The organism is Chryseotalea sp. WA131a, from assembly GCA_025370075.1.
Lineage (GTDB): Bacteria > Bacteroidota > Bacteroidia > Cytophagales > Cyclobacteriaceae > ELB16-189.
In genome coordinates this window covers 3368361-3391794 of the sequence record CP073016.1, presented here as the reverse complement: position 1 = coordinate 3391794, position 23434 = coordinate 3368361, and the positions used below count along the sequence as shown (strand labels likewise).

General features: G+C 42.5%; 17 protein-coding genes. 8 read left to right on the top strand and 9 right to left on the bottom strand.

Features of this window, described 5'->3' with window-relative positions:
• Nucleotides 1–278: 278 nt before the first annotated feature.
• The 4 genes from KA713_15565 (at nt 279) to KA713_15550 (ending at nt 6277) form a co-directional block, all read left to right on the top strand.
• The gene (locus KA713_15565) at nt 279–968 is read left to right on the top strand and encodes a carboxypeptidase-like regulatory domain-containing protein (GenBank protein ID UXE65867.1); all 690 of its coding nucleotides are present in this window, start codon (nt 279–281) and stop codon (nt 966–968) included.
• 3 nt (nt 969–971) lie between these two features.
• Complete coding sequence (locus KA713_15560) at nt 972–1973, top strand: hypothetical protein (protein ID UXE65866.1); 1002 nt, start codon at nt 972–974, stop codon at nt 1971–1973.
• A 69-nt stretch (nt 1974–2042) separates the two neighbouring features.
• Nucleotides 2043–4748, top strand: a complete 2706-nt coding sequence (polA, locus tag KA713_15555) for a DNA polymerase I (GenBank protein UXE65865.1) — start codon at nt 2043–2045, stop codon at nt 4746–4748.
• 311 nt (nt 4749–5059) lie between these two features.
• Nucleotides 5060–6277, top strand: a complete 1218-nt coding sequence (locus tag KA713_15550) for a 4-hydroxy-3-methylbut-2-enyl diphosphate reductase (GenBank protein UXE69156.1) — start codon at nt 5060–5062, stop codon at nt 6275–6277.
• A gap of 222 nt (nt 6278–6499) precedes the next feature.
• Here KA713_15550 and KA713_15545 read toward each other — a convergent pair whose 3' ends face one another.
• Both KA713_15545 and KA713_15540 read right to left on the bottom strand, forming a co-directional pair.
• Nucleotides 6500–9826, bottom strand: coding sequence for a ThuA domain-containing protein (locus KA713_15545; GenBank protein ID UXE65864.1), 3327 nt, complete (start codon nt 9824–9826; stop codon nt 6500–6502).
• A gap of 28 nt (nt 9827–9854) precedes the next feature.
• A complete protein-coding gene (locus KA713_15540; protein ID UXE65863.1) occupies nt 9855–10847 on the bottom strand; it encodes a Gfo/Idh/MocA family oxidoreductase in 993 nt (330 codons plus the stop codon).
• A 201-nt stretch (nt 10848–11048) separates the two neighbouring features.
• Between KA713_15540 and KA713_15535 the strand changes: the two genes are divergently transcribed.
• A complete protein-coding gene (locus KA713_15535; protein UXE65862.1) occupies nt 11049–12242 on the top strand; it encodes a nucleoside permease in 1194 nt (397 codons plus the stop codon).
• Between the two features lie 146 nt (nt 12243–12388).
• Nucleotides 12389–13582, top strand: a complete 1194-nt coding sequence (locus KA713_15530) for a Gfo/Idh/MocA family oxidoreductase (protein UXE69155.1) — start codon at nt 12389–12391, stop codon at nt 13580–13582.
• Between the two features lie 82 nt (nt 13583–13664).
• On the opposite strand, the gene KA713_15525 is transcribed toward KA713_15530, so the two are convergent.
• From KA713_15525 to KA713_15510, 4 genes are all read right to left on the bottom strand, one after another.
• Nucleotides 13665–14012 (bottom strand): hypothetical protein, encoded by a 348-nt coding sequence (locus KA713_15525; protein UXE65861.1) that lies wholly within the window; start codon nt 14010–14012, stop codon nt 13665–13667.
• 10 nt (nt 14013–14022) lie between these two features.
• Complete coding sequence (locus tag KA713_15520) at nt 14023–14784, bottom strand: response regulator transcription factor (GenBank protein UXE65860.1); 762 nt, start codon at nt 14782–14784, stop codon at nt 14023–14025.
• Between the two features lie 2 nt (nt 14785–14786).
• Nucleotides 14787–15809 carry a histidine kinase gene (locus tag KA713_15515; GenBank protein UXE65859.1) on the bottom strand — a complete coding sequence of 341 codons (1023 nt, stop codon included), beginning with the start codon at nt 15807–15809 and terminating at the stop codon, nt 14787–14789.
• A gap of 277 nt (nt 15810–16086) precedes the next feature.
• On the bottom strand, nt 16087–17538 hold the full coding sequence (locus tag KA713_15510) for a fasciclin domain-containing protein (protein UXE65858.1): 1452 nt from the start codon (nt 17536–17538) through the stop codon (nt 16087–16089).
• A 220-nt stretch (nt 17539–17758) separates the two neighbouring features.
• Here KA713_15510 and KA713_15505 point away from each other — a divergent pair, with 220 nt between their 5' ends.
• Both KA713_15505 and KA713_15500 read left to right on the top strand, forming a co-directional pair.
• Nucleotides 17759–20602 (top strand): carboxypeptidase-like regulatory domain-containing protein, encoded by a 2844-nt coding sequence (locus KA713_15505; GenBank protein UXE65857.1) that lies wholly within the window; start codon nt 17759–17761, stop codon nt 20600–20602.
• A 75-nt stretch (nt 20603–20677) separates the two neighbouring features.
• Nucleotides 20678–20989 carry a WYL domain-containing protein gene (locus KA713_15500; protein ID UXE65856.1) on the top strand — a complete coding sequence of 104 codons (312 nt, stop codon included), beginning with the start codon at nt 20678–20680 and terminating at the stop codon, nt 20987–20989.
• On the opposite strand, the gene KA713_15495 is transcribed toward KA713_15500, so the two are convergent.
• The 3 genes from KA713_15495 to KA713_15485 form a co-directional block, all read right to left on the bottom strand.
• The gene (locus KA713_15495; GenBank protein UXE65855.1) at nt 20986–21657 is read right to left on the bottom strand and encodes a DUF4396 domain-containing protein; all 672 of its coding nucleotides are present in this window, start codon (nt 21655–21657) and stop codon (nt 20986–20988) included. The genes KA713_15500 and KA713_15495 overlap by 4 nt on opposite strands.
• An 89-nt stretch (nt 21658–21746) precedes the next feature.
• Complete coding sequence (locus tag KA713_15490) at nt 21747–22301, bottom strand: hypothetical protein (protein UXE65854.1); 555 nt, start codon at nt 22299–22301, stop codon at nt 21747–21749.
• Between the two features lie 64 nt (nt 22302–22365).
• Nucleotides 22366–23430 (bottom strand): DUF3500 domain-containing protein, encoded by a 1065-nt coding sequence (locus KA713_15485; GenBank protein ID UXE65853.1) that lies wholly within the window; start codon nt 23428–23430, stop codon nt 22366–22368.
• Between the last annotated feature and the right edge of the window lie 4 nt (nt 23431–23434).

Here is a 23434-nt window from a genome sequence, read left to right as displayed (position 1 = left end):
ATATAGACTTCTTTAAAAATAATTATTTCTTTGAATCAAAGGAAGGGAATCCAATTAATAAATTTGGTTTAGATTAGAAGTAAATGATTAAAATCATTCGACACGATCGGCTCATTGCCATAGCCCATGGTTTAACCCGTGGGCCATGGGAGAAAGTATTTTCACCAAACCATTTTAATGGTTTCCGCAAAACTATCGAATAAAATATGTTCAAAAAAATTTAAAAACATTATGGAATCTGAATAGAGCAAGCATCTCATAGGCAAAACTAATATCCTATGAAAAAACAAATTGTACTCTCCGTGCCAAAGTCATGCTCGCAAAAGTGGAGCGGCTTTACGATCACAAACCTTGGTGGCTTTTGCTCTACCTGTCAAAAAACGGTAGTGGACTTTACCCAAAAGTCAACCCAAGAAATCGCCCATTATGTTGCCCAACAAACAAAAGCAACTTGTGGTCGCTTTTCCTCATCCCAAATCACTCCGTCCATTTTTTTTAAGGTTCAACCAGGACGGAAGCTCTTGAAGAACAGTCTCTTTTTGGTTTCAATTCTCGCGGTCAGCTCGCCAATTTTTTCTCAACCCTTACCCAGCAAAGAAATTTTGGAGACCACACTTCATCAGGTGGCTTTGGAGCATACCGTTAAAGGAGTGGTGAAAGATGAAGACCAATTGGCTTTAGCAGGTGTTAACATTTACTTGCAAGGCACAACCGTTGGTACTGTTTCAGATGAAATGGGGAAATTTGAATTCCCAAAAAAATTGAAAGAAGGAGATGTGCTGCTCTTCAGTTTTGTTGGGTTGGAAACGCAGCAATACGTAGTGCCAGCCAATTCGCCTGAGACACTTGAGATTCAAATAACGCTCCCCAATTCGGTGATGATGGGTGAAATTGTAGTAAATGAGATGTACACCAAACAACCCACCAGTGCACAACGATTTTGGAATAAAGTCAAATCGATTTTCTAACCATTGAAAGTTGCCGCTCTATTTCTTGGTTTATGGATGGGAGGGTCTGCCAGTTTGTTCGCGCAACTGGCAGACTTGCCTTTTCAGTACCATCAAGCGGATAGTGTGGCGGCACTGTACCCACATCATTCACTTTCTGATTTGAGATTATTGGCTCACAAACTCACCGCTTCCCTTGCAGATTCGGTCGTTAAGTTCAGGGCTATCTATACATGGGTCTGTTCAAACATCCAAAATGATTACCACAATTTTATAGTCAATGAAAGTAAGCGCGAAAAGTTTGCTGACGATCCAGAGAAACTTCGCTTGTGGAATAAAAAGTTTAGTAAACAGGTTGTCCTCACATTGGTAAGTAAGCACAAAACAATTTGTACAGGGTATGCTTACCTGATTCGCGAACTGTCTTTGCATGCGGGGTTGCCCTGCGAAATCATAAACGGTTATGGCCGAACGTCTCAATCAAACATAGGCGGAAAAGGTGTTGCCAATCATTCGTGGAATGCGGTGCATTTGAAAGGAAAGTGGTACTTATGCGATGCCACATGGTCCAGTGGAGTAGTAGATTCTTATGACGGCAATTTTATTAAAAAGTACACAGACGCATATTTTCTACCGAAAGCAGAGTTGTTTGCGAAAAATCATTATCCTCTTGATACCGCATGGCTCTTACTGAAAGAGCACCCAACCTTGCAAAATTTCTTGGACGCCCCCTTGGCATATCATGCTTTGTTTAAATATGGAATTGGAAAAATTTATCCTGAAAAATTTAGTTTGGAGGCTCAAAAAAACACCCTACTCACATTCTCCTTTTGCATTCCACCTGGTATTTACCCATCAATAGAAATTCAAGTAATTCAAAGCAATCATGTGCTTAACACGCTATCGGTCACACCCGCGAATGGGATGGTTCAGTTTGAATATGACTTTACTTCAAAGGGCTTGTACATAATTCATATTTTATTCAATAAGGAAGCAGTACTAAGCTACCAAGTGAGAATCAAGTAGAAAAATGGTACGCCCGAAGCAATGGATTAGTTGGTTTAAGTTCTCATTCGTTCTTTCTACCTTCGCCCCATGGCCGAAAAAAAACTCTTCCTCCTCGATGCATACGCATTGATTTACCGTGCACATTTTGCTTTTACCAAAAACCCACGCATCAATTCCAAGGGCATTAACACCTCAGTGCCGTTTGGATTTACCAATACATTGCTGGAAGTTCTTCAAAAACAAAAGCCTTCGCACATTGCAGTGGCTTTTGATACCTCCGCGAAAACATTTCGAGATGAAATTTTTACAGAGTACAAAGCCACTCGACAAGAAACACCCGAAGACATACGTGCGGGCGTGCCGATTGTGAAGGAAATCATTCGTGGTTTTGGCATTCCGATTTTAGAGAAAGATGGATACGAAGCCGATGACATCATTGGCACCATTGCGAAGAAAGCGGAACAAGAAGGGTTTACCGTGTACATGATGACGCCCGACAAAGATTTTGGTCAGTTGGTAACCGATAAAATTTTACTGTACAAGCCAGCCTACATGGGCAACTCGGTAGACATTATGAGGCCGAAGGAAGTATGCGAGAAATGGGACATCGAAAATGTATCGCAAGTGATTGACATTTTGGGATTGCAAGGCGACACCTCGGATAATATTCCGGGCATTCCGGGTGTGGGGCCAAAAACTGCAGCCGATTTGTTGAAGCAATACAAGAGCGTTGAAAACATTATCGCACACGCTGGTGAACTGAAGGGCAAACTAAAAGAGCGCGTTGAGCAATTTGGAGAGCAAGCCATTCTTTCAAAAAAATTGGCAACCATCATTACTGATGTGCCCGTCATATGGGACGAAAAGGATTTGGCCTACAGCGGACCTGTCGCTGAAAAATTAAAACCAATCATGGAAGAGTTGGAATTCAAAACCATGATGCCGCGCGTGTTTGCTTCTGCTCCTGGGGCTGCGCCCGCTCCTGTTCCTAATTCACCCAAGGCAGCACAGCTATCTATGTTTGGTGGAAGTTCTGAGTCATCAGAAACTGAGACGGAAGATGCCAATGAAAAAAAATCATTGGATGTTTCTAACGTAAAATACGTGAAGTTGAACGATGAAGAGGCTTCGCTTATTTTAGAAAAATTAAAAGACAAACGAGAGTTTGCTTTTGAAGTACTCACAGACAAGGTAGAGACATTTGATTATTCAATTACGGCTTTGGTCATTTCCGTTTCTGCGGGAGAGGCCTATCAAATTTCGGCCAAGGCCATTCAAACAATAAAAGCAGCTTTTGAAAATGAAGAGGTGATAAAGATTGGGCATAACATCAAGCATTTCATTTTGGCGCTGAAGAAAGTAGGAATCGAAGTAAAGGGCACGTTGTTCGACACGATGCTCGCGCATTACCTAATTGAACCCGAAGCCTCGCACGATTTGGGAATCATCTGCGGACAATATTTGGGTTATCAATTGTCATCTGATGACAATGCGTTTGAGCGTGTAGACCAAGCGTTGCAACTCAAACCGAAATTGCAAAAGGAATTAGAACATCGAACACATTCACGATTGATGCGCGACATCGAAATGCCCTTGGTGCCAGTGCTTGCCGCGATGGAGTTTGAAGGCGTGGCGCTGGATGAAGAAGCACTCAAGTGGATGTCGGAGGCATTGGAAAAGGATAGCCGAAAAGTACAGAAGGAAATTTACGAGATAGCAGGACAGGAATTCAACATCGGTTCGCCAAAGCAATTGGGCGAAATCTTGTTTGATAAGATGAAATTGATGGATGGCAAAATCAAGAAAACCAAAACGGGCCAATATGCCACAGGCGAAGAGGTGTTGGCCAAGCTGGCCGAGGAACATGCCATCGCCAAAAAGATTTTGGATTATCGCGAGTATGAAAAGCTTCGCTCCACCTATGTAGATGCGTTGCCGAAAATGTTGAGCAAAGCAGACCATCGCATTCACACGGACTACCGGCAAGCTGTGGCCGCCACAGGCCGGTTGAGTTCGAATAATCCCAACTTGCAAAACATCCCCATCCGCACCGAAAAAGGAAGACAGATTCGTGGTGCCTTTGTATCTAGGGCAAAAGACTATCTATTCATGTCTGCCGACTACTCGCAAATTGAGTTGCGCATTGCCGCTTCGTTCGCCAAAGACGAAACCATGATTGAAGCCTTTCGCACGGGGCGCGACATTCACACCACCACGGCTGCGAAAGTTTTTAAAGTTGAACTAGAAAAAGTAACGCCTGACATGAGGCGAAAAGCAAAGGAGGTCAACTTTGGTATTTTGTACGGAAGCACCGCTTTTGGGTTGGCGCAAAACTTAAATATTTCGCGCACCGAAGCAGCCGAAATCATCGAATCGTACTTCAAAGAATTTTCAGCCATCAAGCGGTACATGGACGACAGCATCAACATGGCGCGCGAAAAAGAATACGTAGAAACGATCTTAGGTAGGCGCAGATATTTGCGCGATATCAACTCGCGAAATATTTCCACCCGTGGCTTTGCCGAGCGCAATGCCATCAACGCGCCCATCCAAGGCAGCGCAGCCGACATTATCAAAATCGCGATGATTAACATCCACCGTTGGTTGCAAAAGGAGAAACTGAAAACCAAGATGATTCTGCAAGTGCATGACGAATTAGTGTTTGACCTACACGAAAGTGAACAAGAAATCGTAAAGACGAAAGTAATTGAACTAATGAAAACTGCCGTGCTATTGGATGTGCCGATGGAAGTAGAGGTGGGTGTGGGGAAAAATTGGTTGGAGGCGCATTAACGTTTTTTCAAGATAGCGACTTGCACCTAAAGAGGGATGCTTCGGGTTCCTTATTTTTCTTAAAACAAAAAAAGTTTTGGTAGAATCCAGTCATTGCATTAATCAACGCTTACGGTTAAGACTATTTACTTAGAGCCTGCTGCAGAGGGAGAGGCCTACCCTCCCAAAACCCAACCCATGGTGGGCTTTTAGTTTCTTTCATTGCCGAAATGCCCCACAACAGCAATTGCCTAGAACAAACAATACTAATGTTCAACAATCAAAACAAATCGGCTACTTTTGAGGTTGTAATTCCATTAAATCATAGTACCATCAAAAAATTTGAAATACCCGCTTACTATCGTTCATCAATTACAGGACGAATAAAAGAATCGCGCAGGTTAAAAGATTTGCGCAAACAAGATTTTTCTCCGGCCATTTTAGATTTTGGGTCCGTTCAATTTATCATCGCCCGCCACTTTGGTTTTTGCTATGGAGTGGAAAATGCGATTGAAATCAGCTATAAGGCACTTGAAGAGAATCCAGATAAGCGCGTGTTCCTGTTGAGCCAAATGATTCACAACCAAGAAGTGAACAACGACCTGCAAAGCAGAGGCATTCGATTTATTTTAGATACAGACGGAACCCAATTCATTCCGTGGTCTGAAATCACTGCGCAAGATGTGGTAATCATTCCGGCCTTTGGCACCACGCTTGAAACAGAAAATTTATTGTTGGATAAAGGTGTGGAGGTGCAAAAATACAATACCACTTGCCCGTTTGTAGAGAAGGTGTGGAACCGTGCCGAGAAACTTGGCAAAGAAGACTACACGGTCATTATTCATGGAAAACCCAAGCACGAAGAAACCAAAGCAACCTTTTCGCACAGTGCCAATGAAGCCCCTTCCATTATTGTGCGCGACATGGAAGAGTCTGTTCGCCTGGGTAAATTTATCTTAGAGAAAAAATCAACAGCAGAATTTTACACGGAGTTTAGAGGTCTTCATTCTAAGAACTTTAACCCAGAAAGAGACTTGCAGCGTGTGGGCGTTGTCAACCAAACCACCATGTTGGCCACCGAAACCCAAGCCATTGCCGATTACTTTAAAAAACTGATGATTGAAAAATATTCGGAGGCAAACATCAAACAGCACTTTGCGGACACGCGCGATACACTTTGCTATGCCACTAACGATAATCAAGACTCTACCTACGAGTTATTGAAAACAGAAGCAGATTTGGCAATTGTGGTGGGAGGCTATAACAGCTCCAACACTTCGCACATCGTAGAATTGTGCGAAAGAAAATTTCCCACCTATTTTATCAATTCTGAAAAAGAAATAGAATCTAACCATGTGATTCATCATTTTGATTATCACGCCAAGGCAAAGAAAACCACAAATGATTTTTTGCCCCAAGCCAAACCTGTTAAAATCGTGTTGACCAGTGGAGCCTCTTGCCCAGATACATTAGTTGATCGTGTGATGCTGCGACTGGTGAGTTTTTTTGGCGAAGCAAAGCCATTGGAGGAAGTGATGCGATCGTATTGATGCATTTCCTTTAAATGTCTTCGTTAAACTACCAGTGGGGGATGCACTCCTCCAATAGACCACTTTATAAGCATCTTAATTTTACAAAAGAAACATCGGCAATATCCGAACGCTATTGGGTGGATAGCGACTTGCACCTAAAGAGGAATGCTTCGGCTTCCTCTTTTTTTCTCTGAAAATGACAAAAGATGCTGCCCTTTTAAGACAGCCTCTTTTTGTTCTTTAGTTCGGCCTCAAAATCACTTTCCCAAAGAAGAATAAATTTTTATCTCCCGCCAGGTCGTTTTTGAAAATGAGCAACACATCATGGCGACCCGATACTTTGGCGAGAGCCACTTTGCTGGATTTCATTTTCACACCATCCATCACTTCAATGCCGGGTGCTTTAGCGAGCAAGGTAGTGCCAATCATTTTGCCATCAGCACCGTCTAAGAAAAACTCTACTTCGCCACCCGTTTGGGCGCCCATTATGTAAACTACTGCTTCCAGGCCCGATACGTTGGTGAGGTCAACATCTTTAAATAACGCAGACGAATTATGCTTCACATTATCGAAGATGAAATTACCCGTTGGGGCAGCTACTTTGCTGGCTACTTTCAATTCGCTCACTTCACCAGGATTGAGTTCGGGAGCTTTCAGTACTGTCCTTGTCACCGTAGCGAGAGATGGCACACCGGCAGCGCCTTTGTCAATATAGCTTGCCTCCAATACGTAAGAGCCTTCTTCTTGCTTGCCCGTCTTAGCTACTCCGCTCAAAAGCAAACCAGGTTGTACCGTTTTCTTTTCCAATGATAAAATGTATTCTACCATTTGTGCGGCTTGGTCTTGGCTCAGTTGAGGATGGGCAGCCATGGCTGTCTCGCCCCACACACCTGCTCCGCCTTTCAGAATTTTGTCCGACAGAATTTCTACAGCCTTCGGATTTTTGCTGTAACGTTTCGCCACATCACGATACGATGGACCTGCAGACCTTTGGTCAATGAGGTGACACGATTTGCAATCACTGGCCGCGATGAGTGCCACGCCCGGCAACTCTGCTTTTTGATGGCCGAGTTTACTGAGGTCCGTGCCCTTATCGACATAATCAAAGGCCACGCCCACAGCAGATGCAGCTATGGATTTGTCCTTGGTGCTTCCATCTTCAGGGTCGGTGACACTCACGCTGTAACGCACGGATGAGTTGGGGAAAAAGAACATGGAGTTGCCTTCTATGGCAATGCTCACGGTAGCGGGCGTGTTGCCTGCAACCACAGTAGTCTCGGCTGTTCCCTTCGTGCCTTTTGAATCGGTGACAATAATCCGAGGCTTAAACTCACCGGGCTTATCCAACGTAACGGTGAATGTTCCTGTCTTTGATTCTTGTTTTTGACCGGCCCATTCCAATAGGTAACTAACGGAATCTCCGTCTGGGTCTTCGCTCATTTTTGCATTAATTGAAACCGTGAGCGGAAGCGGACCCGATGTTGGCGTTGCTGTCAACTTAGCGATGGGAGCTCGATTGCCACCATTAAAATCAATCCGCGACAAGCGGGCGTCCATGTTTTGTTTAAACCATTGTGTGCCATACTCTAGCGTGTACAATTTCCCGTCAGGCCCTAAAGCCATGTCGATGATATTATTGAATGGCATATGAGGCAAAAAAGGCTGCATATCCATTAGCTTACCCTCTTTGTCCATTGTGCAAACCATCATCCAGTTGCGCATCCAATCGTAGGTAATTAGTTTGCCATCGAAGTAGGCGGGATATACCCCTGGTTTGTCTTTGTACTTTTCAGAATAATAAACAGGGCCGGCCATCGCGTTGCGCCCACCTTTACCCACCAATGGAAAATCTTCTGATTGCACATAGGGATACCAAATAAAAGCCGGCTGTGCAGCGGGCAATTCTTTCAAACCAGTATTGTTGGGCGAAGTGTTGGCTGGCTTGGCAATATTGTTAGGCAAACCGATTTCTTTTTTCTCAAAATCATATTTCGCGTAAGCATAATTATTTCCTACAAAGTAGGGCCACCCAAAATACCCAGCGGCCTTTGCCTGATTCACTTCATCGTAGCCTCGGGGGCCGCGTTTTGCATCGTCATTACCAGCATCGGGTCCTACTTCGCCCCAGTATAGATAGCCTGTCTTTTCATCGAGGGAAATACGGTACGGATTGCGGCAGCCCATCACATAAATTTCAGGGCGTGTGTTGGGTGTTCCTTTCGGAAATAAATTCCCTTCCGGAATGGTATAGGTGCCATCGGGTTGTGGTTTTATACGCAAAATTTTTCCTCGCAAATCGTTGGTATTGGCAGATGATTTTTGAGCATCGAAGGGAGCGCGTTTGGGCCTTTCATCTGCTGGGCTGAAACCATCCGACTCAAACGGACTAGTATTATCACCTGTGGAGGCATACAAATTTCCATCAGGACCAAATGCTAACGAACCACCGGTGTGGCAACAGGTCTCCCGCTGCACAGCTACTTCCAATACTTCTTTTTCTGAGGTTAAGTCGAGTTTGTTCCCATCAAAGGTAAAGCGCGAAATCACATTGGCTGCCTTGTCTGGGTGAGAATAGAAGATATAAAGCCAATGGTTATTTTGAAAGTCGGGGTCGATTGTCAGGCCAATCATTCCATCTTCATGCGTGGAATACACTTTTAGTTCGTTGATGATTTTGATGGAATCGTTTTTGGGATCATAGAGTTTTACACGGCCCCTGCGTTCTAAAAATAAAATACGACCATCGGGTAAAATGCCCATCTCGGTAGGTTCGTTGAAGTTATACCCTAGCACCACTTTGGTAAACCGATTTTCTTCGGGGGCACGCAGAGCAGTAGCTTTTCCATAATCAAGTTCTTGATTGCCGAGGGCATATAGAATCCCTTTCTCGATATGAGTGATATAAAGTGAATCCGTAAAACTCTCTTTAACGTGCCCCATGCCAGTGTAAAACGCACGACCTCCGTCAAATTCATGGTACCATGCGATGGGATGTTTTTCTCCGTTCTCACCACCTTTGTAGGAGGTTTCATCAAGCCAATACAGCACGTTGATATCCGGTGAAATTGTTTTGTAGTTGTACCATTCGTCCGTGCGTTTCCACTCGGTTGGCAATCCTTCTGTGAGTGCATCTGGTTTAGCTTTTCGAACAATGGCTTCTTGTGTTTGTGGATGACTTTTAAAAAAAGCGCCAACTAATTTCCCGTACCACAGCCAATCGTATTCGCAGTCGGCAGCCGCGTGGATGCCCATGAAGCCACCGCCCGCTTGAATGAATCGTTGGAAATCTACTTGCTGATGATCGCTCAATAAATCGCCCGTAGTGCTGAGAAAAACAACGGCCTTGTATTTTTTCAAATTCTCATCGGTAAAAGCATTGGCGTTTTCAGTGGTATCTACCTCAAAATTGTTTTTCAATCCTAATTTGGAGATAGCCTCTTTACCCGCTTCAATCGACTCGTGCCGATACCCTTTGGTTTTGGAAAAAACGAGGATGCGATTTTTTTGCTGATCGCACGAGGAGAATAAAACAGTAAACAGAATTATGAAACTAAGTATAGTTCTCATAGTGGTTGAAGTTTAACATAAAAAAAGACTAATCAATTGAATATTTTATTCCTGCAATTCTTCTAATTTCATCAAGGGTCTCCATTAACAAAATAGTATCTGCGTAAGAGCGCAAGGGGCTTTCCGTAAGCCCTTTTTTTATGCAATCCGTTACATGTTGCGCTTCGTATTCATAGCCATTTCCCTTGGCCTTTTCAAAATGGATTGCTTGACGTGAATCAACAATATCAGGATAATATTCCAAATCGGTTGTTGGTCCATGAAAGCGGTGGGTCATTCTAATTCTTCCTCCATCACCAGCAATGTCAGCACCTGTTGCTAAGTTTGAATTGAAAGAAGAAAATAACTGAGCAAGAGCTCCGTTTTTGTATTTGAATTGAATACTACATTGACTATCCACCCCGGTGGTGGCAGGTGTCATCCAGGCGTTTATATCATCGGGCTTTCCAAGAATATCGAGAGCCAAAAAAACAGGGTAGACTCCAATATCCAACAACGAACCTCCACCCAAAGCGGGATCATAAATACGCTGGGCTACGGGTGGAGTAGGTTTGAACCCGAATTCAGCTATTACCGATTGTACTCTGCCAACCTTTCCTTGGCCAATCATTTCTTTGATTTTCAAATAATGAGGAAGAAACCGTGTCCAAAAAGCTTCCATTAAAAATACACCGTTCGCTTTCGCGGAAGCGATTACTCCCTTGGCCTGAGTGGCGTTGAGGGTAAAAGCTTTTTCGACCAGCACGGCCTTTTTGTTTTCGATGCACAACAATGCATGAGCGTGATGAAAACTGTGTGGGGTGGCAATATAGATGACATCCACCTGTGGGTTTTGCGCCAAAGCAAGATAGCTGCTGTGGCAATCACGCACACCAAACAATTTGCCGAATTCATCAGCTGAAGCTTGCTCTCGAGCACCCACCGCCACCAATTCCGCATCTTTTACCAACTTCAAATCGGCTGCAAACTTTTTAGCGATTTTGCCGCAACCCAAAATGCCCCACCGTATCTTATTATTCATATACAAATGTGTGAATGGTTTTGATTAAAGCCAAAGCCTCACTACTTTTAACCTTGATGTAATCAAATTTTCTTCTATGTAAACCAGAGCTATTGCTTACCCTAAATGTCATTAATTTGATTCTTATGATTTTTGAATACTATTATTTTTACAAGCAGACTGCCAACTGGTGACTGCCAACTGCCAACTTTTATAAAAATTATGAAGCCAATTGTCTTTACTAAACTCTCGCTCATGATGCTGCTCGAATATTTTATTTGGGGAGCCTGGTACGTAACCATGGGCACTTATATGACGGAGTACCTGCATGCATCGGGGGTGCAAATTGGGGCGGCCTACAGTGCCTTGGCCATTGCCACCATGATTTCACCTTTCTTTGTAGGGCTTGTGGCCGACCGATATTTTGCTGCTCAAAAAATTATGGGTGTGCTACACCTCATCGGTGGACTACTGTTGTATCTAGCAACCCAAGTTACAGGTAGCGATGTTTTTTATTGGATTGTTTTAGGGTACTCGTTGCTCTATATGCCTACCATTGCGCTTTCTAATAGCATTGCCTTTGGTCAGATGACCGATCCAGGCAAACAGTTTCCCTGGATACGCGTGTTTGGAACTTTAGGTTGGATATTAGCTGGTTTGATGATTGGATTCTTATCCATTGAAAAAACAGCCACCACTTTTCACATGGCTGCAGCCGTTTCTATTGCATTGGGCGTCATCAGTTTTGTATTGCCCAATACTCCCCCGAAAGGGAAAGAAGCAAACTCTGCCTCTAGGGCGTTAGGCACCGAAGCTTTTGTGATGTTCAAAGACAAACCGTATTTGATTTTCTTCATCGCTGCCATTTTGGTTTGTATTCCACTTTCATTTTATTATGGCTTTGCCAATGTGTTCTTAAATGAATTGGGAATGGAGAGTGCCGCCACCAAAATGATTTTGGGCCAAGTGTCGGAAGCAGTTTTTATTTTAGCCATACCGTTTTTGTTCAATAGCATTGGTGTGAAGAAAATGCTGTTGCTGGGCATGGCCGGGTGGATTCTACGCTATGTGTGCTTTGCCTTTGGTAACTTAGAGGGGAATCTGTGGATGCTATATGCAGGAATTCTGCTACACGGTGTGTGTTACGATTTCTTTTTCGTTACGGGCTATATGTACACCGAAAAAAAGGCAGGAGAAAAAATCAAGAACGCAGCCCAAGGTTTGTTCACGTTCGCAACCTACGGTGTGGGCATGTTTATTGGCACTTGGTTTTCTGGTTTCACCACCGATCATTATCTAAAGCAAACGGGTCATGATTGGCAGTCCATTTGGTTTGTACCTGTTTACATCGCAGTGGCCGTGGTGATTTATTTCCTGTTATTCTTTAAAGAGAAAAAAGAAATTCAATCCGTTTGACGAGATCCCAAAAGAACCATTTATAATTCTGCCACAGATGCACAGGCTACTAAGAAATTTTCTAATTATTCCTGTCGGTGTCTATCTGGGCAGCTGTGGCAAATTAAGTTTTACTTTAATTTATCGACTGAAGACAAACTTTAATAATTATGAACATCGCAATGTTAGGCTCTGGCTTCATTGGCCGCTTTTATGCCGATTCCTTACAAGGTTACCGTAGCAAAGACAAAATTGTAAGTATCTATTCGCGCAGAGCGGAAAGTGCGAAGAAATTTGCTACCGATTATAAGGTTGCCTTTTCCACCACCGTCATGGAAGAGGCCATTGCCAGACCAGAAGTAGAAATAGTTTGTATTTCGTTGCCGAATAATTTGCACGAAGAGGCGGTGATGCTCTGTTGCAAACACAAAAAAGCTGTGATTACCACCAAGCCGCTTGGCCGCAATGCGCAAGAAGCAAAACGCATGTTAGAAGCCGTGGATACAGCAGGAATCTTCAATGGCTACCTCGAAGATTTGGTGTACACACCCAAATTCATCAAAGCACATGAAAGTGTAAAGAACGGAGCGTTGGGCAGAATACTCTGGGCAAAATCGCGCGAGACGCACCCCGGGCCACACAGCGATTGGTTTTGGGACATGGAGCAAGCCGGTGGCGGCTGCATTTTAGATTTGGGTTGCCACTGTGTGGAGATTACGCGTAGCTACATTGGCAAAGACATTAAGCCCGTGGAAGTAATGTGCTGGGCCGATACGCAAGTGAAACCGATTGATGCCGAAGACCATGCCATTGGTTTGGTGAAATATGAAAACGGTGCGATTGGCCAGTTTGAAGTGAGCTGGACTTTCCGTGGTGGGCTTGACCTGCGCGATGAGGTGATGGGCAGCGAAGGCACCATTTGGATAAATAGTTTTTTGCGCACAGGTTTTGAAATGTTTACCACGGGCAAGGGTGGTGATTATGTAGCGGAGAAGGCCGAGAGCAATACGGGCTGGTTGTTTCCGGTGGGTGATGAGTTGAATGAGCTCGGCTACAACCACATGTTTATGGATATGTTCAATGCCTACGAAAGCAAAACTCAACCGAAAGAAACTTTTTACGATGGTTATGTGGTCAATTCTATTTTAGATGCCGCGTACAAATCAGCAAAGACTAAACAATGGGAACCTGTGCAGCTCGACATCTGGCGCGGCCGCATAGGTGTAAGCAAAGACAGCCATTTGATTGAATACGATGCCGAGCATTACCTCGTAAAAGAAGAGATGACACACTACGGAGCGAAGAAAGTGATTTTGAAAAATAAAAAGACAGGAAAGATTGAGGAGAGGGTAGTTAGCTGATCGCGCTGAACCATTATTCACCGCTATTTCTTACGATCCATAACTTCACCCTAAAGTTCACACTTTAAACATTACTTGCTTCTTACTTTTTATCCTTTCGTCCGGCTCGTCCTAAATATTTAAATGAATCAATCATCAGCACAGTGCCTACCGCTCCGGTAACTCCACCTGCCACTAACAATCCCTGCCCGAGTTGATCATTCGATCGGCCAAGCATTAAGCCACCCGTAATTGTCAGTGTGTATCCAATGGTTGCCACTAAAATTCCGCGCTTGAATTTTTTTTCAGAAGTAACCAAGTTGAGTTGTACTTGATCCATTCGCTCGTTCAATTCCAAAATTTGTTTTTTCAATTCGGCTTCAGTAGCGGGTGCTTCTTGCGCTTTTGAAAGCATCGGGATGAGGAGAAGCAATAACAAAAGAAATCTCATAATGTATGTACTATTGGTCTAACCATGTTTTAAAATCCTGTGCACGTTCGCGACTAACGGCCAGCTCGTGTTCGGTATTTTGTATCAGCTTCACTTCCAACCTTGAGCTAATCAATCCTTTCACTTCGGCAATGGCATCGGCTCGAACAATAAATTTACGACTAATCCTAAAAAAATCTCTCGGATCCAAAATTTCTTCAAGCTCCTCCAGCGTATAACCGATTAAATGCTTACGGTTTTCTTTGCGCGAAACCATGTAAGCCTCTTTGCCGTCAGCAAAAAAATAGGCCACTTCTTCGGCTGGTTTAAATTGAATTTTATTTCCAGCCTTAATCACCAAGCGTTGCTTGTAGGATTGTCCTTTTGATTTGATTATTTCCTTTAGCAGATCAAGCTCGTCACCATTTAACCCTTTGCGGTTTAGTTTTTTCAGTTTCTCCAAAGCCAGCCGAAGGTCTTCCTTTTGCACAGGCTTTAGTAGATAATCGATACTGTTTACTTTAAATGCTTTGAGGGTAAATTGATCGTAGGCGGTAATAAAAATAATAGGGGAATCGATAGATGCCCTTTCAAAAATTTCAAAACTCCTGCCATCGGCCAATTGTATATCAAGAAATATAACATCTGGCACAGGTTGTGTTTTTAAAAAATGTAACGTGTCGGCAACCGTATCCGGTTGTGCTACTATTTCAATAGTAGGATCAATGGCTTTGATCAGGTCAATCAATCGCTCGGCTGCGAGCTCTTCATCTTCCACTACAATCGCTCTCATAGTTATTGTAATTGCAATAACGGAATAGTGACCCTAAACTCTTGCGCCAATTTTTCGATTACTACTTTTTCATCACTGAGTAACCGATAGCGACTTTGAATGTTTTGAAGACCTCGTTGGGTTGATTCCTCTTTGAATTCTTTTTCTTGTAGGTTGTTGGATACAACTATAGAACCGTTGTTGGAATACAACCGGATGGTGAGTGGGTTACTTTTCGAAACAATATTGTGCTTGATGGCATTTTCGATTAACATCTGCAACGAGGCGGGTGCCACATAAAAGCTCTCGGGCTCGGCCGTCAAATTTTTTTCGATGATTAAGTTATCGCCATGGCGCATTTTCAATAAATACAAATACGACTCGATAAACGAAAGTTCTTCTTGCAACGCAACTACCTTCTTCTGCTGACTTTGCAACAGGTAACGATAAACGTTTGAAAGTTGGGCGATAAATTGAGACGAGGTATCGGGATCTTTATAAACTAAATTGGAAAGTACATTGAAGCAATTGAACATGAAATGAGGGTTCACTTGATTTCGCAGGGCTTCAAACTGGGCCTCGATGCTTTCTTTTTTCAATTGCTCCGCTTCCAATTGGGTTTGCTTCAATCGGTTCATATAAAACACAATCGCGTTAACGCAATTCAAAAACAAGTTTACGCGAAAACCGAAGGCGAGCAACAATTTGGAATGAGAGAAATCGTATTGCAACGGAGCAATCAGCACGATGTCCAATAAAAATAAGGTGATAAACGAGGCCAATACGACATTGATCATACTGGCCAAAAACAAAATAATAAGTGGATGGACTTTGCGTAAAAAGGTTTGTCTTATTCGATCGAGGTTTGACTCCACCAAACGGTTGAACTCCCAAATCAGCAACACCACAGCCGACAACACGCCAAACAAGTGAATATTGGTTAGCTCTGCATCAAAGAGTTTTTCGCCTACCGTAAACTGAATGTTGAGGTAAGAGTAAACGGCCAATAGCAGAATGAAAATATATCGGTATTTGACGGAGAACATTCGCTACAATTTACAGATTAACAAACAAATCTAATATAGTGTTTGATTTTTAAAAAAGGAAGCTTCACCTTTTGTGAAGCTTCCCATTCCATTAAAAATTACTAACTAAAAATCTCTCATCTGTGCAATCTCCTTGATAAAAAGCAATTTTTTCTACGGAATAATCTTTCCGAACTCAATGGCCAACGGTAGGCCGACATAACCCAAACCAATGATACCTATCTTTTCCATGCTATCGTTTTTCGTTATGATGGCTTTTGTGAAAATGAACTAACCATTAAAACTGCATAACACGATCTATCACATGAACCACGCCATTGGTTGCCGAAATATTAGCTGGGGCAACTGTGGACGGTAAAGAGCCAGAACCGTCTATGGTGACTGCTGAGCCAGTAATACCTACCACAATTGTATTTGGAGCTCCAGATTTTACCGTGGTTAGTACCTGACTATTCGTTAAGTTAATCGAATATGCAGCACCTGAAACTACGTGGTAGGTCAAAATACTTGTTAACGTAGGCAAGTTAATCGGAGTAGACGTATCCGAGATCGTGTTATTGATAAAGCTTAAGGCGGTTGGTTCGTCCACATTCGAGCCGAATACTGCGCTTAACAATGTCAGGAATGCGGCATCGGTTGGAGCAAATACTGTGAAGGGACCTGTTCCTTGTACCGTTGGCACCAAACCTGCTTTCGTCAAAGCCGCGACCAAGATATTGAAGTTTGCTGCGTTAGCGGCAGAAGTTGCTACTGCAACAATGTCGCCAACTGGAGGGGTGAGCACGGCATCAATTACATGAACTACACCATTGTTAACATCAATATCCGCGGTTGTTACGCGGGCGTTGTTAATAGTGACCGCTGAACCGACTTTCGTCACAAACGCCCGATTGTTCGTTGCACGAATAGTTGTAACGCTACTTGTACCAACAGCAATGCCCCCCGCCTTTATTTCGGTGCTCAGCACATGGAAATTCAATAAATCGGCTGCGGCTGTTTGGGATAATGCGTTCACTGCTGATATGGCAGCGGCCTCATTAGAGGCGCCCAAGTTGGCAATAAAGGCAGCATTCGTTGGAGCAAATACGGTGTATTGTTTCGTTTTATCCAATAAGGCTGATAAGACACCTGCCTTAACCACTGCTGCCGTCAATATTGAAAAACCTTTGCTGAAATAGGCAGGAGCTACCACGGTGCCTACAACAGGCGCGATGGTTGGGTTTACCAAAACAGCATCCACAATATGCACCACTCCATTGGAAGCAAGCACATCTGGCGTAGTGACATTGACTGTTCCATTCAATTTTATTGGGTTTAATGTCACGGCTATATTTTCATTGGCAACAGTATTGACGTTTCCCGCTGTTAGCTGAGTTGATTTCAACGCAGCACTAGAAACTACGTGGTACTGAAGAATGCTCTTCAATACATTGTCAGGCACATTGTTGATATCCGTTTGGCCAATATCCGCCAATAATTTTGTGAAGGCCTGATTTGTTGGAGCGAACACGGTAAAGTTTCCGGTGCCGCTCAGTGTGCTTACTAAATCTGGAAATTTGCTCAATGCCGCTACCAACGAAGTTAAATTGGTGTTGGCCGATGCTAAAGCTACTATGCTTTGCGTAGGTGCTGGTGTTGATTTTTTGTCATCGGAACAGCGGATGGCCGTAACGAACAAGACGATTAAAGCGAGAGCCCAAGACAATACTGGTTTTCCTAGTTTTTTCATTTTAGTTGTATTTGGTTTAACATTGTTTGGCAAAAGAACGCAGCTAAACAGAGTTTGACTTTGGGCTTTAGAGTGAGCAGTGGGTTGAAAGGAGTGAAGTGTCATTTTGTGAGATTAAAAAAAGAGTTGACCATTCAAGTTTTTAGAAGATTGTGCCTAAACTAGACAAGATTACATTTGAAGAACAATAATGTCCATTGAAGTCTGTTATATGTCATTCATGCCAAACATTAAATTATATTTTGTTCTTAGCGTATTGGTATCATTAATTTCCTTTTTGACCAAAGCCCAAAATCATTTTAAAGTTATCAAGGGGAAGGTCGTAGAGAAAAGTAGCGGAAAGTCGCTGGCATTTTCTTCTGTATATGTAAAGGGGACAACTATAGGAACCGTCACAAATGATAGCGGTGAATTCAATTTCAACGTTCCGCTCACTTATGAAAAGGACTCTCTCGTAGTTTCGTACATCGGATTTCAAAATTTTTATGGAGTAGTGAAAGATATTCCTGGTCAGATAACTATTCATTTGAATGAGGCTGTATTGAATCTAGAGGACATAGCAGTAACATCAAAGAAAGTAACGGGTAATGAGGTTTTTAACCTTGCCGTCAGAAAGATTCTTGCAGAGAGTAAGCATCAGCAAGACTATTTTCTTCTAAACGGATTCTATAGAGAGATTCATTCCGATAATGATACGCAAACAGGAGTAGTTGAATGTGCTCTTGAAATTCGAGCCAAAAATGTGGTGAATGAAATGGAGGACATATCAATACCCCAATTCCGGAATGTATCTGACAACAAGAAAATGAATGATGCGTTTATGGGCTGGAAGGCAGGCAAGAATCATCTCTTACTTCTTGTAAATCAAGGAGCAAACTTAGTGCCTCTCGTAAATAACATAAAACGCTCTGTATGGGGAAACAAAATATTTACCATCGAAAAACTGACGTATTTCAATGATCAATTGGTTTATGCGTTATCGAGTAAATCTCAGGCAATGGAGCTTAAATTATTGATTGATGCGGAAAACTATTCTTTATATAAAAATGAATTGATTCTAAGCTCTGGCGAAATGGACTACACCAATTATATATGGGGCGGTGTTAATACAAAAGGTGAAAAGTGCGGAGCCATTGTAGATCATCAGGCATATGAATACAGGCATATTAAAGGAAAGATGCTTCCTTATTACTTTTTCCGAAAGCAAGATTTTAGATGTTTTAAGTTATCTGAAAAAGTGATAGCAAGTAAATCTTACCTCTCTAGTGAACTATTGATCAATTCTGCTGTAACAGAAAACATTCACGAGACACCTTCGGATAAATTGAAGTTACAAAAGGGTTTAATCAATATGAAGAAACCCTATGATTCTATGTTTTGGAGAAACTTCAACGATATTAAGGAAGTGGACCGCGAACAAAAATTGACTGACACAAAGGGAACATCAATAATTAGTAGAGTGGCAGAAAACAAGGGAACAAAGTATAACTCCGTGAAGCCTTATGCAGAAAATCGAAGGTTAAAAATAGGTAACCATTCGTTGAAACAGTTTAACAAGATTGACACACTATTCGGGCTACTTACATCACAGCTTACTTGCTACGATGTCGGGTACTATCACCTTGATATTAATATCGATGTGAAAAATGAATTGGTAAAAGGTTATTCTGAAATCACTTTCAAAATAGTGGATACAACGACCAAAATCAGATTCGATTTATTTGAATATCTTAAGATCAATAGTATTCAATACAAAGGCAATGATTTAAAGTTCAAAAGAGATCTTGATGCGGTGTATGTTGATTTCGATAAGCCTTTAGAAAAGGGAACAACGCATTCTGTTAAGGTAAGATACGAGGGCCGACCACTAGATGCTAATTTTGACATCTTTGCTGGAGCTTTTCTTTGGCAAACTGATAATCAAGACAATCCATGGGTTCAATCGCTCTGTCAGGGTTATGGGCCAAAAGGGTGGTGGCCAGTAAAAAACCATATTTCTGATGAACCTGACAGTGCATCCGTAAGTGTATCTGTGCCTGAAAATCTTTATGCGGTATCAAATGGAAAACTCAGCAAGACAGAATCTTTGGGAAATGGTAACGTGAAGTATCACTGGTCGGTAAGCAGTCCCATTAACAATTATAACATTGCCGTTCACATTGGTCGGTACGAAACACATCAAGAAGTTTTTGAAAGTGTAGAAGGCAAACAACTAAACTTGGCCTACTACTTCTTAGAGGGTGATAAAGACTTCGCTACCAAAAAACTATCCATGGTACCACAAATGCTCAGAGTGTATGAGAAGTATTTTGGAGCGTACCCATTTATTAATGATGGGTTTAAGATTGTTCAAAGCCCTTATCCAATGGAGCATCAAAGCTGTGTGGCTGTGGGGCAGTATTTTGATGAACAACTCATCCTTCATGAATCTGCCCATGAGTGGTGGGGGAATAATATAAGTTGCAAAGACAATTCTGACATTTGGATTCATGAAGCATTCGCTACGTATGCCGAATCACTTTACGTAGAAGAGACACTTGGCTATCGTATTGGACAGGAATATCTGAATTCTAGAAAGGACAGAATTTTGAATGACTTTCCTTTAGTTGGAGTACCGGATGTAAATCATTTCCATTATCGTATTGAAGACAAATATTTTAAAGGCGCTTTAATCCTAAATACACTGCGCCATCTGGTAGCTAATGATAAACTTTGGTTCAGTACATTGAAAGGTATACAAACTGATTTCAGGCACTCGTTCATTGATACGAAAACACTTGTTCAGTATTTCAATGAAAAATTAGGTAATGATTTTAATGCTTTTTTCCATCAATACCTTCAAACAACAGAAATTCCTTTGCTAACGATTCAGAAGATGGAACCTCATGGCTTCAAGTATAAATTGAATAGTAGCGTAGATTCCTTCCGGCCTTCTTTAAAATTGGCAGACGAAACTATGCTTCAACCGACAAAAACTTGGAGTATCGTAGCCAAAGGTGTTATAGACACACACGTAGCAAAGCAGTTGGAAAGCAACTATTTAATCAAGGTGACGTTGCAATAGGGGTGCATTTATAACCTGTGTTATTGTCATTCGCGCTAAAATCAATCGATAATCAATAACTTTACGCGAACTTTTATGAAGCTCGAAGAACTCACGCAGCAACTTTGGGAAGCTTCAGAAAAGAAGCGTAGCTGCCGAATTGTGCTTAGCAAAGAACCATTGCCGCGCACAGTTTTTCCTTACGGGATTTGCACGACCGCCAAAAGGCAGATTGTCCTGGTGTGTTGGCAAACTTCTGGCTTCACCAAAGCAGGAGGCAAAGAGGGGTATCGAAATCTACAGCTCGACAGAATTATTGAATTGGAAATCTTGGATGGGCACTTTCAAAAACGAAATGACTTTAATCCGCTAGACGGGCAATACAAGGATTGGGTATATCATATTTAATGACACGCCTTGTTGTACTTCTTCAATTTGTAATAGTTGTAGGGCAATGGGGCTAAAAACCCTACCACCATTGATACTGCCAATGCCATCCAATACATCGGGTTGCCGAAGGCTGCCTTGCCACCGGTCATCATAAAGTCGCTGGTGTTCATGGCCAGCTCCATCGCAATCATAGAAATGAATGACATAGAAAAAGCGGTTTGGAAAGCGGACGCCCAATTAAATTTTTCGCGGACACGCAGCAAAATAGTCTCCAGCAAAATAGATGTACACAATCCTGCAATAGTGGCCAATAACATTTGGGTCATCATGGATGTATCTGGATAAAGTGCCTGCAAGAAAAGTATCATCCCAAAATCACCGATAGAACACCCGACCAAACAGTTTAGCGTGTTGAATGCCGCACGGCCCCAAACTTTTTTGTGCAACCAAAATTGTGTTGGTGCTTTAGCAAGAGCAGAACTATTTTCGAAAAGTTGATATGCATAGCCAGACAACCCAGCCTGCAGTTGAGCAAATGTTACTGGCGCAGCCATGTGCAATTGAACTTCGCTATGTGCCAAGCTTACTTCTGCTTCTGTAACGCCCGGTACTTTTTTCAATGCCTTCTCCACTGTGCTAGCACAGCCCATGCATGTCATTCCAGAAACTTTGTAGGTGTGTGTCATTGCTTTAGGTGCGACAAAAGTAACAACAGATAGGCTTCTAAAAGTTCAAAAGCATTTGTATAATTTAATCGAAGTGAAGCTTTACAAGGCTAAATATTCCTTTGAAAACTCTTTTTTGAATTCAAAATCAAGTAAAAGACAGCCGTAGCAAAAACTACGATAATTAAATCGAAGCCGATTATGGAGAATTTTCGTAGATCCGCTTTTTGCCCCATTGTTACTTGTAAAGGTTTTATTTTTTCTGAAGGTATGTCCAATTCAATCGTAGCTGAGGTCTGATTTTCGCCCCGCTTCATTAATACAAACACTTTGTGCGTTACCACTTGATGGCAAACCACATCGTAGTCAAAAATAAAATCATTCATATCCTCTAAACTAGTAGGCACCATCCAGAAATCGGCTGTTAGCTCGGTGTAGTCACCTGAGGCAATGTGTGTGCTTTCCGTTATTCTCGCATTTTCGATTTCAACGTACCATGCGTCCCCATTCAGGCTTTTGGGCCGAACGTGTGACTTGAAATAAGCCTTAAGTGCGTCTAGCTGTGTTTGTTCCCCCAGCACTGCCCGCAAGTCTCGCATCGGAATTTGTGCATTGCCTTTAATCTTATCCTTTAAAATAGTAAGGCAAACAATAGAGTTTGGCATGGGGTGCGCAAATGGCATTAATCTTGCCCACAAAAAAAACGCAAGACTTAAGCAAAACTTCGTTTTAGTTGCCCCCATAATCTCCGCTTCTATCCCTCCAAACTGAATGGGGGTGACTTACATTTCGAATCACAATTCCACCTTGGGCAGAATACTCGATCCAAACGTTAGGGCCATCAATACGCACATAGTCATTTTGCGTATTCACATCTGTAGTGCCCGAGTAAGCGATGTACGTATCCTCTAATTCTGACGTATATTTTGACAAGATAGCCGAGGCATTGAGGTCATCTAAATCTTGCACATAGGTTTTAATTGCATTCAGCACTAAGTTCTTTTTATCTAGTGTTAAGTCACCCACTTTTATACCTGATTTTGCAGTGGGAAACTGCCCATCTTTACCGGGGCCAAGTAGCAAATCAGAAAAAGTTGATGTTAATCGCGCGGTGGTTAGCTCTGTGGTGCTAAGGCCTTTTAACATATCGGAGAACGCTTTTCGCTCTTGTTCAATGGGCTGCACCTGTGCACCATTTAGCGCAAAGGCGGCCATTGGTTCCACTGCGCGGAACGATGGTGTGGCTCCGACAAGTTTAGCCTGATTATACGAATTAGCCAACGCAAAATGATGCCCCCCAAACTGTAGTTCCCACAAACCTGTTGTGCTTGGGGTTCCTAAAAAAGCGATATAGTAATTGCCATCGCCATAAGTAGACCCTCCACCGTTTGAATTTAAGTAGTTGTCGGCTCCCATGATTTGTAGAAGTTCCGAATATCCTTCATTGGTTCCTGTTCCTGTAACCTCTTTCAATAATGCTTGCGCGGCATCTTTTTGGGTAGCGTTCAACTCGCCAAAACTTATGCCCACACGTTTTGTTTGAGTCAAGGCCTGCGGGAGATTAGACCATTTCACTGCATTGGCTTTAGTATAATCTAACTGCATTGCTGCAAGTTGTGATGTGGATAGTGTCGCCTTAAAATTTTCTGCCAAACAAACAACTTTTTCAAGCCCGGTAAGTGAGCTACAATCTTTAACTGCTCCAGAGGGCGTTGGGTCGTTGGACGAAGTCTTACATGCAAACACAAATAAACAAACCGCGGAAAATGTCAGCATTGTGTGGTTTAAACTCATATTT